We start from the raw sequence: 15,551 nt of genomic DNA, 5'->3' as shown, positions 1-15,551 counted from the left end.
GTGCCTCAAGGGGCGCGGGGGCGCGGCGCCTACCGCGCGTCGGCCCTGATCATGTCGGCGGCCTTCTCGGCGATCATCATCACCGCCGCCGCCGTGTTGGCGGAGACGATGGTTGGCATCACCGAGGCATCCACCACGCGAAGGCCCTCAAGGCCGATGACCTTGAGGCGCGGGTCCACCACCGCCGCCGGTCCCGTGCCCATGGCGCAGGTGCCCACCGGGTGGTAGATGGTCTGGCCGGTGCGGCGGGCGAATTCCAGGAAGTCGGCGTCGCTGCGCACATCCGGGCCGGGGTTCATCTCGAACGCCCGGTAGGGGTCCATGGCCGGCTGCTCGATGATGCGCCGGGCGAGCTTCATGCCCTCCACCAGGCAGTCGCGATCCTCCTGAACCGCAAGGAAGTTCGGCCGGATGGCCGGGGCCTTGAACGGGTCCGGCGAGGTCACGTGGATGGAGCCGATGGATTGCGGGCGCAGCTGGGTGACGCCGATGGTCATGCCCGGCTGGCGGTCCAGCGCACGGTCGGCGGCATTGGCGTAGCTGGCGTGCATGAAGAAATATTGCACGTCCGGCCCCTCCAAGCCCGGCCGCGTCTTCACGAAACCATGGGCAAGACCGGTTCCCAGGGTGAGAATACCTTTGCGCGTCAGGAAATACTGCGCCACGGCCTTGGCGAGGGCGAGGCCGCGGGTCTGCTCGTTGAGGGTCACCGGCTGCTTGACGCGCCAGTTCATGCGGGTGGCGAAGTGGTCGCGATAATTGTTGCCGACGCCGGAAAGGGCATGCACCACCGGGATGCCCGCCGCCTTCAGCGTCTCCGGATGGCCGATGCCCGACAGTTCCAGCAACTGGGGCGACTGCACCGCCCCGGCGGCGAGCAGCACCTCGGCCCGCGCGGTGGCCGCCACCTCGCGTCCGCCCTGCCGGTAGGTCACCCCGGTCACCCGCCGGCCGTCGAGGGTGAGGCAGAGAGCCTGGGCGTGGGTCGCCACCTTGAGGTTGGGACGGGAGAGAGCGGGGCGCAGATAGCCGTCCACCACGGTCCAGCGGCGCCCGTTTTTCTGGTTCACCTGATAATAGCCGAACCCGTCCTGAACCTTTCCGTTGTAGTCGGGGTTGCGCGGGTAGCCGGCCTGCTCGGCCGCCTTGATGAAAACCTCAGACAGAATAGGGCGTTCGCCCACGCGGACGATGTTGATGGGGCCGTCGGTTCCGCGCTCGCTGGTGTCGATGTCGGAGGCCTCGAAGGTCTCGAACTTCTTGAAGTAGGGCTTCACGTCGTCCCAGCCCCAGCCGGTGGCGCCGAGCTGGGCCCAGCCGTCATAATCCTGGCGCTGGCCGCGCACGAAAATCATGCCGTTGATGAGGGTTGAGCCGCCCAGCCCCTTGCCGCGCGGCACCACGATGGGGCGGTCGTAGGTATTTTCTTCCGGCTCGGTGTGGAAGCGCCAGTTGAAGGCGCTGCCGGCCAGAAGCTTGGAGAAGCCGGCGGGAATGGGCACCCAGAAGCCCCGGTCCGTACCGCCCGCCTCCAGCAGGAGGACGGTGCGGCGGGGGTCTTCCGAGAGGCGGGCCGCAAGGATCGCGCCTGCGGTTCCGCCTCCCACGACGATATAGTCGAAGCTGTCCATGGCCTTGTTCCAGCGTACCTTTTTGTGCGGCCGGGGGATCAGCCCCCGGCTGGCAGGACCTTTCCGGGGTTCAGGAAATCGTCCGGGTCGAGGGCGGTCTTGAGGGTGCGGGCGAGGGCGATCTCCGCCGGTGCGCGGCGCAGGAGAAGCTCGTCCACCCGGTACTGGCCGATGCCGTGTTCGGCGGAAATAGAGCCGGCAAAACGGGCCACCACGTCATGGACGAGGGTGTTGATGGCGGCGCCGTCCTGGCCCGGGGCGAGCACCACGTTGTAATGGATGTTGCCGTCGCCCAAGTGCCCGAAAGCATTGACCTTTGCGCCCGGTGCGCCGTTCTCGATGGCGATGTCCGCGGCCTCCAGGAAGGCAGGAACATCGACGATGGGCACGGAGACATCGTGCTTCATGCTCTTGCCCTCGCGGGCCTCGCCATCGGTGATGTGCTCGCGCAAGGCCCAGAGCTGGGTGGCCTGCGCCCCGGTCTCGGCGATGACGCCGTCCAGCGCCGTGCCGTTCTCCAGCGCCGCTGCCAATGCCGCCTCTGCGGCCTCCCTCAGGCCGGATAGGCTGGCACCGGCCTCCAGCAGCACGAACCAGTCGCCGGAGGCGATGGGCGGGGTGAGGTTGAGGTGCCGCTTGAGCAGGTCGAAGGAATAGCCGCTCATCAGCTCGAAGGCAGAGAGGGTGTCGCCCAGTTCCTCCTGCGCCAGCGCCAGCAGGTCCAGGGCGGCCTGGGGGCTGGGCACGGAGAGCAGGGCGGTGACCGTATGGCGGGGCCGGGGCACCAGGCGCAGCACGGCGCCGGTGACGATGCCCAGCGTGCCCTCGGTGCCGATGAAGAGCTGTTTGAGGTCGTAGCCGGCGTTGTCCTTGCGGAGCTGGCGGGCCATGTCCACGATGGTACCGTCGGCGAGCACCACCTCAAGGCCCAGCACCAGTGCGCGGGCCATGCCGTAGCGCACCACATTGACCCCGCCCGCATTGGTGGAGACCACCCCGCCCACGGTCGCCGAGCCTTCCGCCGCAAGGCTTATGGGCAGCAGACGGCCGGCCTCGGCGGCGGCGTCCTGCGCCACCTTGAGGATGCAGCCGGCATCGGCGGAGATGGTGAGGCCCACCGGGTCGACGGCGCGCACCTTGTTCATGCGGGTGAGGGAGAGCACCACCTGTCCGCCCGAGGCGTCCGGCACCGCGCCGCCGGCAAGGCCGGTATTGCCGCCCTGGGGCACGATGGCGGCGCCGGCCGCGCGGCAGGCCTTCACCACCTCGGACACCTCGGCGGTGGAGGCGGGGCGGGCGACGCACAGCGGGCGGCCGGGAAACAGGCGGCGCCAGTCGATGGCATAGGAGGCCATGTCGGCCTCGTCGGCGAGGAGGCCGGAGGGGCCGAGAATGGCGGCAAGGCGGGAAACAAGATCGGCGCTCATGAGGCAGCCCTCAAGACATCTGGCATGAAACGGGTGCGGGCTTCAGCCGGATGGCCCCGCCCGCGCGGTGGCGAAGCGGATGCATCCGTTGGCCGCGCGCCGCAAGCCCCTTTCTCCCGCAAAGGCCGTGTCCTTGCCGTGGAAAGCCGGGACACGCGTGCCGTCACACATAGCCGTAGGCGGACCAGCCGCCGTCCACGCCCATCACCTGCCCGGTGACGGCGCTTGAGGCATCGGAGGCGAGAAACACCGCCATGCCGGCCACTTCGTCCGCCTCCACCAGCCGGCCCATGGGGGTGCGGGCCTTCAGGCGGTCGAGGTCGAGACGGCCGCGGGCGGCGAGGTCGTCGAGCAGCGCGGTGCGCACATAGCCGGGGGCGATGGCATTCACCCGTACCTTGTCCCGCGCCCATTCGCAGGAGAGGGCCTTGGCCATCATGGCGACGGCCGCCTTGGAGGCGCAGTAGCCGATGCGCTCGGGCGCGGCCACCACGCCATACATGGAGGCCATGAGCAGCAGCGATCCGCCGCCTTGGGCGATCATGCGCCGCCCCGCCTCCTGCGCCGTGAGGAAGGTGCCGGTGAGGTTGATGTCGATGACGCGCTGCCACTCCTCCTCGGTGACCGAGAGGGTGGGGGCATTCTGGGAGACGCCGGCATTGGCGACGCAGATGTCCACCGGGCCGAAGCGGGCCTCGGCGGCGTCGAAGGCGCGGACGATGTCCACCTTGCGCGTGACCGATCCCTTGACCGCGATGGCATTGCCCAGCTCCTGCGCCCGCGCCTCGGCGGCGGGGTCGAGGTCGAGCAGCACCAGCGCGGCGCCCTCGCCCCGGAACGCCTGTGCCACGGCAAGGCCAAGTCCGGAGGCGCCGCCGGTGATGAGGGCGCAGCGGCCGGCGAGGGTGCCAGTGCCGGGGCCGCTCACTTGCCGGCTCCCGGGAGCGCGCGCATGCCGAGGAACTCGGCCATGAGGTCGAGCTGGCAGGCCAGCATGGGCTTGCCGAAATGGATGCGGCAGCCCTTCGCCTTGGCGGCGCTGAGGAGGGCGGTCTCCTCCGGCTGCATGATCACCTCGGCCACGATCTGCTCCGGCGACAGGCCCGCGGTATCGAGCGGCAGGGCATCGCCATCCTTGAGGCCGAGGGAGGTGCCGTTCACCACGATGTCGTGGCCGGAGGGGCCAGGGTTGCCGATGTCCACCTGCGCCTTGGGATAGGCCTCGGCGAGGCGGACGGCGAGGTCTTCCGCCTTGGCGCGGGTGCGGTTGGCGATGGTGAGGCGGGAGATGCCAGCCTCCACGAAGGCAAAGGCGATGGCGTTGGCCGCCCCGCCGGCGCCGGCGAGGTAGACGCTTTTGTCCTTCGGATCGATGCCCGCCGCCAGCAGGCCGCCGACGAAGCCCTTGCCGTCCAGCATCTCGCCGATGAGCCGGCCGTCCGCCTCGCGGCGCACCGTGTTCACCGCCCCGATGCGGCGGGCGCTGTCGGAGACAGCGTCGCACAGGTCCACGATGGCGGTCTTGTGCGGCACCGTCACCACGAAGCCGCCGAGGCTCTTCATGGTCTTGAGGCCCGCGACCAGCGTTGCGAGGTCGTCCGGGGCGACATGGAACGGCACCATCACCCCGTCGCGGCCCTCGCGCGCCATCAGCGCGTTGAGCATCTGCGGCGTCTTCACGTGATGGATGGGGTCGGCGAGAATGCCATAGACCCGGGTGTGGCCGGTGATCTCGCGGGTGGGCTGGGGTGTGGTCATGGGGCAGGTTCCGGGGGTGGCCCGAAGGCTCAGATGCCGAGGTAGGCGGTCTTGATGTGCGGGTCGGCGAGCAGGCCGATGCCGGTGTTCTCGAGGGCGATCTGGCCGTTCTCGATCACATAGGCGCGGTCGGCGATCTTCAAGGCGTGGAACGCCTTCTGCTCCACCAGCAGCACAGTGGTGCCGGTCTTGCAGATGCGGTCGATGACGTCGAACATCTGCTGCACGATGATGGGGGCAAGGCCGAGGGAAGGCTCGTCCAGCATCAGCAGCTTGGGCTTTGCCATCAGCCCGCGGGCGATGGCCACCATCTGCTGCTCGCCGCCGGAGAGGGAGCCGGCGAGCTGGTCGAGGCGCTCGCGCACGCGGGGGAAGATGTCCAGCACCTCGTCGAAACGCTGGGCCATGCCGGCGCGGACCTTGGGGTGGTAGCCGCCCATCAGCACGTTGTCGCGCACGCTCATGACCGGGAACAGCTGGCGCGCCTCCGGCACCATGATGAGGCCTGCGCCGACGATCTCGTCCGGCGGCAGGCGGTCGATGCGCTGGCCGTCGAACTCGATGCTGCCGGCGGTGGGCTTCACGAGGCCCGAGATGGCGCGCAGCAGAGTCGTCTTGCCGGCGCCGTTGGAGCCGATGATGGTCACCACCTCGCCGCGCCCGACCCGCAGCGAGACATCCTGGAGGATGACGGTGCGGCCGTAGCCGGCGGTGATCTCAGAGACCTTGAGCATCGACGAAATCCTCTCCGAGATAGGCCTCGATCACCCGTCGCTCGCGCACCACGGTATCGGGCTTGCCTTCGGCGATCACCTTGCCGCTGTCGATCACCACGATGCGGTCGGACAGGCTCATGATGGCCTGCATGTTGTGCTCGATGGCGATGACGGTGACGCCGGTGTCGCGGATGGCGCGGATCAGCTCCACCATCTTCAGGGTGTCGGACTGGCTCTGGCCGGCCATCACTTCATCCAGCAGCAGGATGGTGGGCTCGGTGGCGAGCGTGCGCGCCACCTCCAGCCGCTTCAGGCCGCCGATGGGCAGGGTGCCCGCCTCCACGTCCTTCACGTCGTCGAGGCCCATGAGCTTGGCCACCCTGAGGGCAACGGCGCGGGCATCGTCCACGGAGCGATGGCGCAGGAAGGCGCCGATCATGATGTTCTCCAGCACCGAGAGCTTGCCGAAGGGCTGCACGATCTGGAAGGTGCGGCCGATGCCGAGCCGGGCGAACGCATCAGGCGAACTGGGCTGATGCCACTTGCCGTCGGGGCCGAGGATCTCGATGGTGCCGGCATTGGGGGTGAGGAAGCCCGAGAGCTGGGCAAAGACGGTGGTCTTGCCGGCGCCGTTGGGGCCGATCACACCCAGGATCTCGCCCCGCTTCAGGGTGAGGGAGACGTTGTCGGTGGCGGTCAGCCCGCCGAAGCGCTTGACGAGTTTCTGCGCCTTCAGCACCACCTCGCCGGGCGTGCCGGTGATGATCTTGGTGGCGGGCGCGACCACGTCCGCGCGGGTCCGCCCGCCGCCGGGCAGCCTGTCGATGAGGCGCACCACGAACGGGCCGAAGGTGCCGACCAGCCCGCCGGGCAGGGTCAGCGTGATGATGACCAGCACGGACCCGTAGACGAAGCCGTGCAGGCCATTGGCCGAGGCCCCGAGCCAGCCGCGGGCGAGTTCCGCGAGCGGAACCACCAGCACCGTGCCGAGCAGGGGCCCCGCCACCGTCCCGAGGCCGCCTATCAGGGCAAACATGGCGATCTCGATGGCGGTGGCGAGGGAGAACAGCGTCGCGGGCTCCAGGAAGGTCATGTACATGGCGTGGAAGGTGCCCACCAATGCGGTGAGCGCCGCCGAGATCGCCATGGCCCAGAGCTTGACGCCGTTGATGTTGATGCCCGCCGCCTGGGCCGCGCTGTCGCGTTCACGAACAGCCGTGAGCGCATAGCCGAGGCGAGAGTGGCGGATCGCGTAGGACACCGCCAGGCAGAGCACCAGAAGCCCGAATGCAATGTAGAGATAATTGATCTTCTCGCGGAAGATCATCCACGGCCAGCCAATCTGCAGCGGCACCACGAGGCCCGCGGAGCCGCCGGTGACCCCGTTGAAGTGGATGGACAGGAGCCGCACCACCTCCAGGAAGGCGATGGTGGCGAGCGAGAAGAACGGCCCGCGCAGGCGGAAGCAGGGATAGCCGATGCCAAGGCTGACGAGGGCCGCCAGCGCCGCGCCGGCGATCATGCCGATCCAGGGCGAGAGGCCGAAATGGGTCAGCAGCAGCGCCGCCGTATAGCCGCCCAGCCCGTAGAACACCGTGTGGCCCAGTGAGAGCTGGCCGGCATAGCCGCCGAGGATGTTCCACGCAGTCGACAGCGCCCCGAACACGCAGATGGTGACGAACACGTGCACCATGAAGGTGGAGCCCGACCAGGCCGGGATGATGAGCAGCAGCGACAGGGCGATGAGCGCGCAATAGACGCGCGGGTCGGTGAGCCGGGACAGGACCGAGAGCCCGCCGGGGGCGGCCTTGGCGGCGCGGGAGTCCTTGAGCGAGGAGTCGTGAAGGCTCATCGTGTCACTCCGTGCCGCGGCCGAGGCCGAACAGGCCGGTGGGCTTGAAGATGAGGATCAGGAGGAACAGCGCGAAGTAGACGACCTCTTTCAGGTCGGGCGCGATGTAGTAGCCGGAGAGGCTGTCCACGAGGCCGATGATCATGGCCCCGAAGAAGGCGCCATACATGGAGCGCATGCCGCCCAGTACCACCACCACGAACGCGGTGAGCACGAAATAGGTGCCGATGGTGGGCGTTACCGGGTAAAGCGGCATCACCAGCGCGCTGGCAAGGCCGACGCAAGCCGCGCCCATGCCGAAAGCGATGACGTAGATCTTGTCCACTTTCACGCCCATCAGCAGCGCCGCGTTGCGGTTCTGCGCCGTGGCGCGGATGGCACGGCCGAGCGCGGTGGACTGCATGAACAGGTGCAGCCCCGCCACCAGTGCCAGCGCGCAGACGAACATCACGATCTGCCCCTTCACCAAAGTGAAGCCGGCGACCTGGACCGAGCCCTGCGCAGCGGAGGGCGGCACCGAATAAAGGTCGGCACCGAACAGCAGCAGGGCGAGGTTCACCAGCGCGGTGGAGAGGCCCACCGTGGCGAAGATCTGGATGTGTTCATCGGCGGACAAGAGCGGCTGGATCAGGAAGCGCTGCACCAGCGCGCCGAGGGCGAACAGCAGCAGCACCACGGGGATCGCGGACGCATAGGGATGCAGGCCGAACTTCGCGGCGAGCAGGTAGGCCGCATACATGCCGACCATCAGGAACTCGCCATGGGCGAAGTTCACCACCCGGACGATGCCGAAGATGAGTGTGAGGCCGACGCTGATGATGGCATACATGCTGCCGAGCAGGATGCCGTTGAGCACCAGCTGAATAAGAACGTCCATCGCGCTCGCTCCGATGAGTACGCGGGGCTTTACGGTGCGGTCCTTCGGCTGGAGCCATTTCCATTCCCATCTGCGAGCGGGAATGGCTCCAGCTTTCTACAATGACGCGCATTCTTCATGCGAACCGGTAGCCACTTCGCTTGAAAGCGCTCTGGAGCCGGACACGCGGGAGGCGAATTGTCGGGAACTACGGCCCCCGCGCGAGGCCAGATCGCGCGGGGGCCGGGCGGCGGCCCTTCCGGGCGCCGCGGGGCAGTCGGGACGGATCAGTTGGCGCCGACGCCGGTCTTCAGCTTGGCGACCGCGGCAGACTCGGGGAACACGGTGACGAGGTTGCCGCCCTGCCACTGCATGAGGAACGGCTGGGCACGGGTGTTCTGGCCCTGCTCGGAGAACTTGGCGCCCCAGCCGGTGGCGGTCTCGCCCACGGGGATGTCCACCTTCAGCACGGCGGCGCGCACCTTGTCGGCGTCGGTGCTCTTGGCGCTGGCGATGGCGTCGAAGAACACCTTGGCGCCCATGTAGTTGGCCAGCGAATGGCCAGAGCGCGGATCGATGCCGTACTTCGCCTTGTACTTGGTCACGAATTCCGCGAGGCCGGGGGTGGCCTTGGGGTTCGTGTTGAACTGGGTGAAGTCCACGTCGAGGGCGCCTTCCATGTTCTCCGCGCCCACCGCAGTCATGGTGTCACGGGTGGAATAGCCGCCGCCGGCGCCCATCACCGCCTTGGGCTTGTAGGCCTGATCCTTCATCTGGCGGAAGAACAGCACGGTGTCGTTCTGGTAGGAGGTCTGCAGCACTACGTCCACGCCTGCGGACTTGAGGCGCAGGATGACCGGGGTGAGGTCGACGGACTTGGCCGAATAGGGCAGGACCTCGACCACGTTGAGGCCCTTCTCCTTGGCGCGGGTCTTCTGATAGCCGGAGACCGTCTGGCCGTAGAGGCTGTCCTCGTGGATGATGCCGACCTTGAGGTCAGCCGCCTTTACGCCGAGGGCCGGGGCCACCGCCTCGATCACCGAATCCACCATGCGGTTGGCGAAGTCACGGGCCGTGGCGTTGGTGCGGAACACGTATTTGAAGCCGCGCTCAGTGATGGGATCGGACACCGCGCCAAGCTCGAAATAGGGCACGCCGGCAAGCTCAGTCACCTGCGTCGCTGCCAGCGACAGGGACGAGGAGTAGGTGCCGAAGATGGCCGAGACCTTGTCCACCGAGGTCAGGCGCCGAGCCTCGCCAACGGCTTGGTTGGGGTCGACCGCGTCGCCTTTGATGAACTCGATCTTCTTGCCGTCGATGCCGCCGGCCGCGTTGCGCTCCTCCACCGCCAGCTCGAAGCCGCGGAAGCTCTCGTCGCCCAGAAGGGCGAGGCCGCCGGAGAAGGGATAGAGGGCGCCGAACTTGACCGTGCCCTGGGCCGCCGCGGGTCCCGCGAAGGGGGAGGCGGCAACAAGCAGTGCGGCGGCCAACGCCGCCCGCGCGAAACTCTTCATTGTCTCCTCCCTCGTCCGGCGCGTCTGCGGCCGGCCCTTGTAACCCGTTAATCGGGAACGATTTTTAAGCGCCTGATGGCGGACGGTCGGACATTGCCGCCCGTCGGACGCTGCGGATAATGCAGATAACCAAGTTGCCTGACAAGTAGGACTTATGTAGTTTTCCCGCACCAAGGCTCCCGCCGCGAACAGGTATCGGCCAAGTGCCGCGCGGCAGGTTCTGAACGCCACAAAAGACAGCGCACCCCCCGGATCTGCCAGCGATGCAGGACGATGGGCGCGTGACCCAGGGAGGAATGCCGGTGGTTGAAATTCCCAGTTCCATGCGCCAGGCGCGGTTCACCGGTGCCGGTGGACCGGAGGTCATTGCCATCGAGACCGCGCCGGTGCCGCGTCCCGGGCCGGGGCAAGTGCTGGTGGAGGTGGTGGCCGCGGGCGTCAATCGCCCCGACTGCCTCCAGCGCGCGGGCAATTATCCCCCGCCCCCCGGCGCCACGGAGATCCCGGGCCTCGAAATCGCGGGCCGTGTCGTCGCGCTCGGCGAGGGCGTTGATTCCCTCAAGATAGGCGACGAAGTCTGCGCCCTGGTGATCTCGGGCGGCTACGCCGAGTATTGCGTGGCGGAAGCCCCGCTCTGCCTGCCCATTCCCAAGCCGCTTTCGCTGCTTGAAGCCGCCGGGCTGCCGGAGAACTATTACACCGTCTACGACAACGTCTTCACCCGTGGCCGCCTGAACGCGGGCGAGACCATCCTGATCCATGGCGGGTCGAGCGGCATCGGCTCTACCGCCATCCAGCTGGCGCACCATGCCGGCGCGCGCGTCATCGCCACCGCCGGCTCGCCGGAGAAGTGCGACTTCTGCCTGAAGCTCGGCGCGGACGCCGCCATCGACTATCGCGCCAAGGACTTCGTCGCCGAGGTGAAGACACTGACCGACGGGCGCGGCGTGGACGAGATCCTGGACATGGTGGGCGGGCCCTACGTGGCGCGGAACCTCCAGGCGCTGGCCGTGGAAGGGCGCCTCGTGCAGATTGCGTTCCTCCAGCCGAGCGAGGTCACCATCGACCTCATGCCGGTGATGCTGAAGCGCCTGACCTTTACCGGCTCGACCCTCCGCGCCCGCTCCGTGGCGCTGAAATCCGCCATCGCCGAAGCGCTGAAGCGGGACGTGTGGCCGCTGCTGGAGGCGGGTAAGATCAAGCCCTTCGTCCACGCCACTTTCCCGCTGGAACAGGCGCGGGAGGCCCATGCGCTCATGGAATCGAGCGCCCACCTCGGCAAGATCATGCTGGAGACCGGACGGTGAGCCTGTCGTCTTCCCCCGTCGTTTTCGTCACCGGAGCAGGGCGCGGCATCGGCCGCGCCATGGCGGATGCCCATGCGGATGCCGGGGCCGCCGTCGCCTATGTGGACTTTGATCCCGCCCTCGCCGAGGAGGCGGCCAACGCCGCAGCCCTGCGCGGGGTGAAGGCCGTTGGCCTTGCGGCGGACGTGGCGGACTATGCCGCCGTGGAAGCTGCCGCCAGCGCCGCTGTTGCAGCGCTGGGGCCGGTCACGGTGCTGGTCAACAATGCCGGCATCTCGCCCAAGGGCGGGGCCGACGGGCGTCGCGCCGAGGCGCCCGACATGGACCCGGCCGAATGGCGGCGGGTGATCGACGTGAACCTCACCGGCGCCTTCAATTGCGTGCGGGCGCTTTCGCCGGGCATGAAGGCACTGGGGCAGGGTCGCATCATCAACATCTCGTCGGTGGCCGGGCGCACCTATTGCGACATCGTGGGGGTGCATTATGCCGCCTCCAAAGCCGCCCTCATCGGCTTCACCAAGCATCTGGCGGGGGAGCTGGGGCCTTATGGGATAACGGTGAACGCCATCGCCCCCGGCCGCATCGACACCCCCATGGTGCGGGGCACCGCCACCGCCGCCAACGAGGCGGTGCGGCTGGTGACACCCCTGCGCCGCCTCGGCCAACCGGAGGAGGTGGCGGAGGTCTGCCGCTTCCTGTCCTCGGACGCCGCCGCCTTCGTCACCGGCCAGGTCATCGACGTGGCCGGCGGCTGGCTGATGACCTGAAGTTCGGGAGGATCTCCATGTTCGACTTCAGAAATCGCACCCTGCTGCTCACCGGCGCCAACGGCGGCATCTCCCGTGCCATCGCGCAGACCTTCTTCGCACTCGGCGCCAATTGCGTGCTCACCGACCTGGACGAGGCCGGCATCGCCGCCTTCGCCCTTGAGCTCGACCCCACAGGCGCCCGCGCCGTCGGCATCCGGCAGGATGCGGCCGACCCCGCCGACGCCGACCGCGCCCTCGCTCTGGTGAAGGAGCACTTCGGCGCGCTCGACGTGCTGGTCACCTCCGCCGGCCTCTACCGCGACCGCAAGGTGGCGGAGATGACGGACGCGCACTGGCGCACCGGCATCGCGGTCAATCTCGACGGGGTGTTCTACACCTGCCGCGCCGCCATCCCCCATTTCTCCGAGAGTGCCGCCATCGTGAACGTGGCCTCCATGGCGGGGCATCGCGGCAGCGTGGGGCATGCGGACTATGCGGCGGCCAAGGGGGCGGTGCTCAACTTCTCCCGCACGCTGGCCATGGAACTGGCGCCCCGGGTGCGGGTGAATTCTGTCTCCCCCGGTCTCATCGACACGCCCATGGTGCGCGGCCTGATGGACGCCAACGGCGCGGCGCTGATTGCCGGCACGCCGGCGAAGCGGCTCGGCACGCCGCAGGAGGTTGCCCGCGTGGTGGCCTTCCTCGCCTCCGACTGGGCCAGCTTCGTCACCGGCGAGACGGTCCACGTGAACGGTGGTCTTTATATTGCCAGTTGAGTCGCGCCATCTTGTGTGTGGCGCAGCCGGCTGAGCTAGGAGCAACGGATGGCCCAACCCCGCGACATCATCGGCCGGGCGCCCTCCCTCGCCGAGACGCTGGCGCACCGGCTCCGGGAGGAGATCGCCTCCGGCCGCCTCCAGCCGGGCGAGCGATTGCCCACCGAGCACCAGATGGCGGAGACCTACGGCGTCAGCCGGCCCATCGTGCGCGAGGCGGTGGGGCGGCTGAAGCATGACGGCCTCGTCACCACGCGCCAGGGCGCGGGCGCATTCGTGGCCGAGCCGGGGGCAGCCTCCACCTTCCGGCTCGACATCGCCGATTTCAGCGACAAGGTGGAGATGCGCGCCATCGTGGAACTGCTGATGGCGGTGGAGGCCACCGCCACCGCCCATGCCGCCGTGCGCCGCTCGGAGGCGGATCTCGCCCGCATCGGGGAACAGCTCGACGCCATGCAGGAGGCCGTCGACCGCGGCGAGCCGGGCGTGGACGAGGACATGGCCTTCCACCGCGCCATCGTGGAGGCGACGGGCAATCCCTATTTCCGCGACCTGTCCCAGTTTCTCGACCACCGGGTGCGCCATTTCATCCGCACCGCGCGGGCGAACTCGGCGCGGCTCGGCGGCTTGCCCCAGGCGGTGCAGCGCGAGCACGAGGCCATCTTCGCCGCCATCGAGAAGAAGGACCCGGTCGCAGCCCGCGCCGCCGCCGAGGAGCACCTGCGCAACGCCGCCGCCCGGCTCGCGGTTTATCTGGGGCCGTAGCGGGCCGGAGCATTTGATCGGCGTGGCGTGCAGCGGCGCCTTGTTGCGCTGCCGCTGAACCCCTTCCCGCCGTACGGGGGAGGGCAGGGTAGGGGCTGGAAGTTTCCGCGATCGCGACCCTGCGGGGCAGATGCGCGTTCCATTTCGGTACACCCGCTTGCCCATGGCCGATACGCAGCCGGAACGCAGCGTGTCCGAATCGGCTCTTGCCGTGGTTTCCCGGTTCGTTCTTTCCGGGGGTTTTGGTTCAGCGCCGGAGGTTTTGCCCTCACCCCAGTCCTCCCTCGCAGGCGGCAAAGGGGGACGCGCCGGCGCTTGCCGACCCGTTTCTCACCATCGTCGCCCTCCGGCTTGACCGGAGGGCCCATCTCGCCGCTTTCCAAGTCTCGCCGCTTTCCAAGTCTCGGCAGCATTCCAAGTCCCTGCCGCGTTGTCCCTGCCGCGTTGTCCCCGCAGCGTTGTGCCGGCCGGGCCATGGGCCGTCCGGTCACGCCGGACGGCGACGGTGCTCTATGTATGGCCTTATGGCGCCACCCCGGCCCTCACCGCCGCTCGAAGGTGCCGAGCCCGTTCTCGTTGAAGAATTCCACCTTCATTCGCCGGTCGGAGAAGGTCACCTGCGATACCGATCCCGCCGGGGCCGTCTCCTCGCCCTCGGGGCGGAAGATGAAGTCGTCCCCGCTCCAGTGGTCGAGGGTGAAGACGCGCGGCTTCGGCCCCACGGTGAGGATGAGGTGGCCCTTGTCCTCGCTCACCCGCGCCTCGCCGAAATAGGCATTGGCATAGGTGCCCACATAGGTGGCAAGCGGCTTGGCCGGCGTGGGCCTGGCGGGCGCGCTCTTGCCGGCGAGGGTGCCGAGCGGCGTGTAGAGCGGATCGATGAGCGGGCCATAGGCCGTGAGCCAGTCCCGCGTCACCGTGCCGAACTGGGCAAGGTCCATGAAGCTCGCGGCCAACGCCTCAGGCACGCCGGTGGGCTGGGCATTGGTGAGCACCACGATGCCCAGCTTCTCGGACGGCAGGAGCACATAGGTTGTGCCGGCGCCGAGGATGAAGGCGCCGGAATGGTCGATCATTACCCGGCCGGCGGGCGACACGTTCACCCCGAAGCCGTAGCCGTAGAAGCCGGCGCGGGCATCGGCGGCATAGGCGGGCGAGGAGATCATCTCCGGCCGCATGGCGGGCAGCAGGGCCTTCTCGGGCACGATCTGCCGGCCCTCATAGCTGCCGCCGCCCAGCACGAAGCCGAGCCAGCGGGCCATGTCCCGCACCGACGAACTCACCCCGCCCGCCGGGGACTGGGCCTGCGGATCGCGCTGGAACTTGGCGGCGAAGGTCTTGCTCTCCCCGATCTTGCCGACCCGCACATGGGGCACGGCGCGGTTGGAGCGGGCCATGTAGTCGGAAAAGCGCGAGGAGGTGGAGGCCATGCCGAGCGGCTTGTAGAGCACTTCCTCCGAGAGGTTCTCCCAGTCCTTGCCCGAAGCGGTGGCCACCGCCTCGGCGGCGGCGGTGACGCCGAAATTGGTATAGGCATAGGAGACGCGGAACGGGGCGAGGGGCAGCTTCTTCAGCCGCTCCAGCACCTGCCGGCGGTCGTAGCCGAGGTCTTCCAGCTCGTCGCCGGCATGGTCCGGCAGGCCCGAACGATGGCTGTAGAGATCGGCGATGGTGACGTGCTCGGACACCCAGTCGTCGTTCAGGGCGAACCAGGGCAAAAGGTCCTCCACCGGGGTGTCCCACTTCACCGTGCCCTTGCCCACCTCGTGGGCCACCACGCTTGAGCCCACCGACTTCGACAGGGAGGCAAGCTGGAACACGGTGTCCGCGTCGATGGCCGCGCTCTCGCCGACCTTGCGCACGCCATAGCCCTTGAGGAACACGGTCTTGCCCTCGTGCACCACGGCCACCGCGAGGCCGGGAATGCCGGAGCGCGCCATAAGGTCCCGCGCAAGGGCGTCGACCTTGCCCACCGCGGTCTCGATCTGCCCCTTGGGGATGGGCACGCCGGAGGTCTGCGGCGGCGGCCGGGAGGCGTCGATCTGGGTCTGGGAGAGGGCCGGGGAGGCGAGGAGGAGGAGGGCGAGGGCGGTGCAGGACAGGCCGGCGTGCCGGCCTGTTCGGGGAAAACGCCTGTGGGCCATGGGTGCTGCCTCCATCCGCCTGCGCTCACCGGCGCAGGCTGCTTGTGGCTCCAGGC

Annotated in this window: 13 protein-coding genes; 4 read left to right on the top strand and 9 right to left on the bottom strand. The window is 68.6% G+C overall.

Going from position 1 to position 15,551, the window contains the following annotated elements; translation table 11 throughout:
- Positions 1 to 29: 29 nt before the first annotated feature.
- The 8 genes from V5F66_RS17800 to V5F66_RS17765 all read right to left on the bottom strand — a co-directional run bounded on the left by V5F66_RS17800 (position 30) and on the right by V5F66_RS17765 (position 9,754).
- A complete protein-coding gene (locus V5F66_RS17800; RefSeq protein WP_394094386.1) occupies positions 30 to 1,631 on the bottom strand; it encodes a GMC family oxidoreductase in 1,602 nt (533 codons plus the stop codon).
- Positions 1,632 to 1,669: 38 nt separating this feature from the next.
- On the bottom strand, positions 1,670 to 3,058 hold the full coding sequence (locus tag V5F66_RS17795; RefSeq protein WP_394094385.1) for an FAD-binding oxidoreductase: 1,389 nt from the start codon (positions 3,056 to 3,058) through the stop codon (positions 1,670 to 1,672).
- 163 nt (positions 3,059 to 3,221) lie between these two features.
- Complete coding sequence (locus V5F66_RS17790) at positions 3,222 to 3,986, bottom strand: SDR family NAD(P)-dependent oxidoreductase (RefSeq protein WP_394094384.1); 765 nt, start codon at positions 3,984 to 3,986, stop codon at positions 3,222 to 3,224.
- On the bottom strand, positions 3,983 to 4,816 hold the full coding sequence (locus V5F66_RS17785) for a shikimate dehydrogenase family protein (RefSeq protein WP_394094383.1): 834 nt from the start codon (positions 4,814 to 4,816) through the stop codon (positions 3,983 to 3,985). Before V5F66_RS17785 ends, V5F66_RS17790 begins: the two co-directional genes overlap by 4 nt.
- Positions 4,817 to 4,845: 29 nt before the next feature.
- On the bottom strand, positions 4,846 to 5,550 hold the full coding sequence (locus tag V5F66_RS17780; RefSeq protein ID WP_012113641.1) for an ABC transporter ATP-binding protein: 705 nt from the start codon (positions 5,548 to 5,550) through the stop codon (positions 4,846 to 4,848).
- The gene (locus V5F66_RS17775) at positions 5,534 to 7,384 is read right to left on the bottom strand and encodes a branched-chain amino acid ABC transporter ATP-binding protein/permease (protein WP_394094382.1); all 1,851 of its coding nucleotides are present in this window, start codon (positions 7,382 to 7,384) and stop codon (positions 5,534 to 5,536) included. Before V5F66_RS17775 ends, V5F66_RS17780 begins: the two co-directional genes overlap by 17 nt.
- A gap of 4 nt (positions 7,385 to 7,388) precedes the next feature.
- A complete protein-coding gene (locus V5F66_RS17770) occupies positions 7,389 to 8,261 on the bottom strand; it encodes a branched-chain amino acid ABC transporter permease (RefSeq protein WP_012113643.1) in 873 nt (290 codons plus the stop codon).
- A gap of 266 nt (positions 8,262 to 8,527) precedes the next feature.
- Positions 8,528 to 9,754: an ABC transporter substrate-binding protein gene (locus V5F66_RS17765; RefSeq protein WP_012113644.1), complete on the bottom strand. Its 1,227-nt coding sequence runs from the start codon at positions 9,752 to 9,754 to the stop codon at positions 8,528 to 8,530.
- A 296-nt stretch (positions 9,755 to 10,050) separates the two neighbouring features.
- Here V5F66_RS17765 and V5F66_RS17760 point away from each other — a divergent pair, with 296 nt between their 5' ends.
- From V5F66_RS17760 to V5F66_RS17745, 4 genes are read left to right on the top strand one after another with little or no spacing between them, the layout of a single operon-like run.
- Positions 10,051 to 11,061: an NAD(P)H-quinone oxidoreductase gene (locus V5F66_RS17760; RefSeq protein ID WP_394094452.1), complete on the top strand. Its 1,011-nt coding sequence runs from the start codon at positions 10,051 to 10,053 to the stop codon at positions 11,059 to 11,061.
- Positions 11,058 to 11,828 (top strand): SDR family oxidoreductase, encoded by a 771-nt coding sequence (locus V5F66_RS17755; protein ID WP_012113646.1) that lies wholly within the window; start codon positions 11,058 to 11,060, stop codon positions 11,826 to 11,828. Before V5F66_RS17760 ends, V5F66_RS17755 begins: the two co-directional genes overlap by 4 nt.
- A gap of 17 nt (positions 11,829 to 11,845) precedes the next feature.
- Positions 11,846 to 12,586 (top strand): SDR family NAD(P)-dependent oxidoreductase, encoded by a 741-nt coding sequence (locus V5F66_RS17750; protein ID WP_394053031.1) that lies wholly within the window; start codon positions 11,846 to 11,848, stop codon positions 12,584 to 12,586.
- A 48-nt stretch (positions 12,587 to 12,634) separates the two neighbouring features.
- A complete protein-coding gene (locus V5F66_RS17745; RefSeq protein WP_012113648.1) occupies positions 12,635 to 13,351 on the top strand; it encodes a FadR/GntR family transcriptional regulator in 717 nt (238 codons plus the stop codon).
- Between the two features lie 542 nt (positions 13,352 to 13,893).
- Here the strand turns inward: V5F66_RS17745 and V5F66_RS17740 are convergent.
- Positions 13,894 to 15,495, bottom strand: coding sequence for a serine hydrolase (locus V5F66_RS17740; protein WP_394094381.1), 1,602 nt, complete (start codon positions 15,493 to 15,495; stop codon positions 13,894 to 13,896).
- Between the last annotated feature and the right edge of the window lie 56 nt (positions 15,496 to 15,551).

Origin of the sequence: Xanthobacter versatilis, assembly GCF_043193975.1 — a bacterium.
In the GTDB taxonomy this organism is placed as follows: Bacteria; Pseudomonadota; Alphaproteobacteria; order Rhizobiales; family Xanthobacteraceae; genus Xanthobacter; species Xanthobacter autotrophicus_E.
This window is presented reverse-complemented; position numbering and strand designations above follow the sequence as displayed.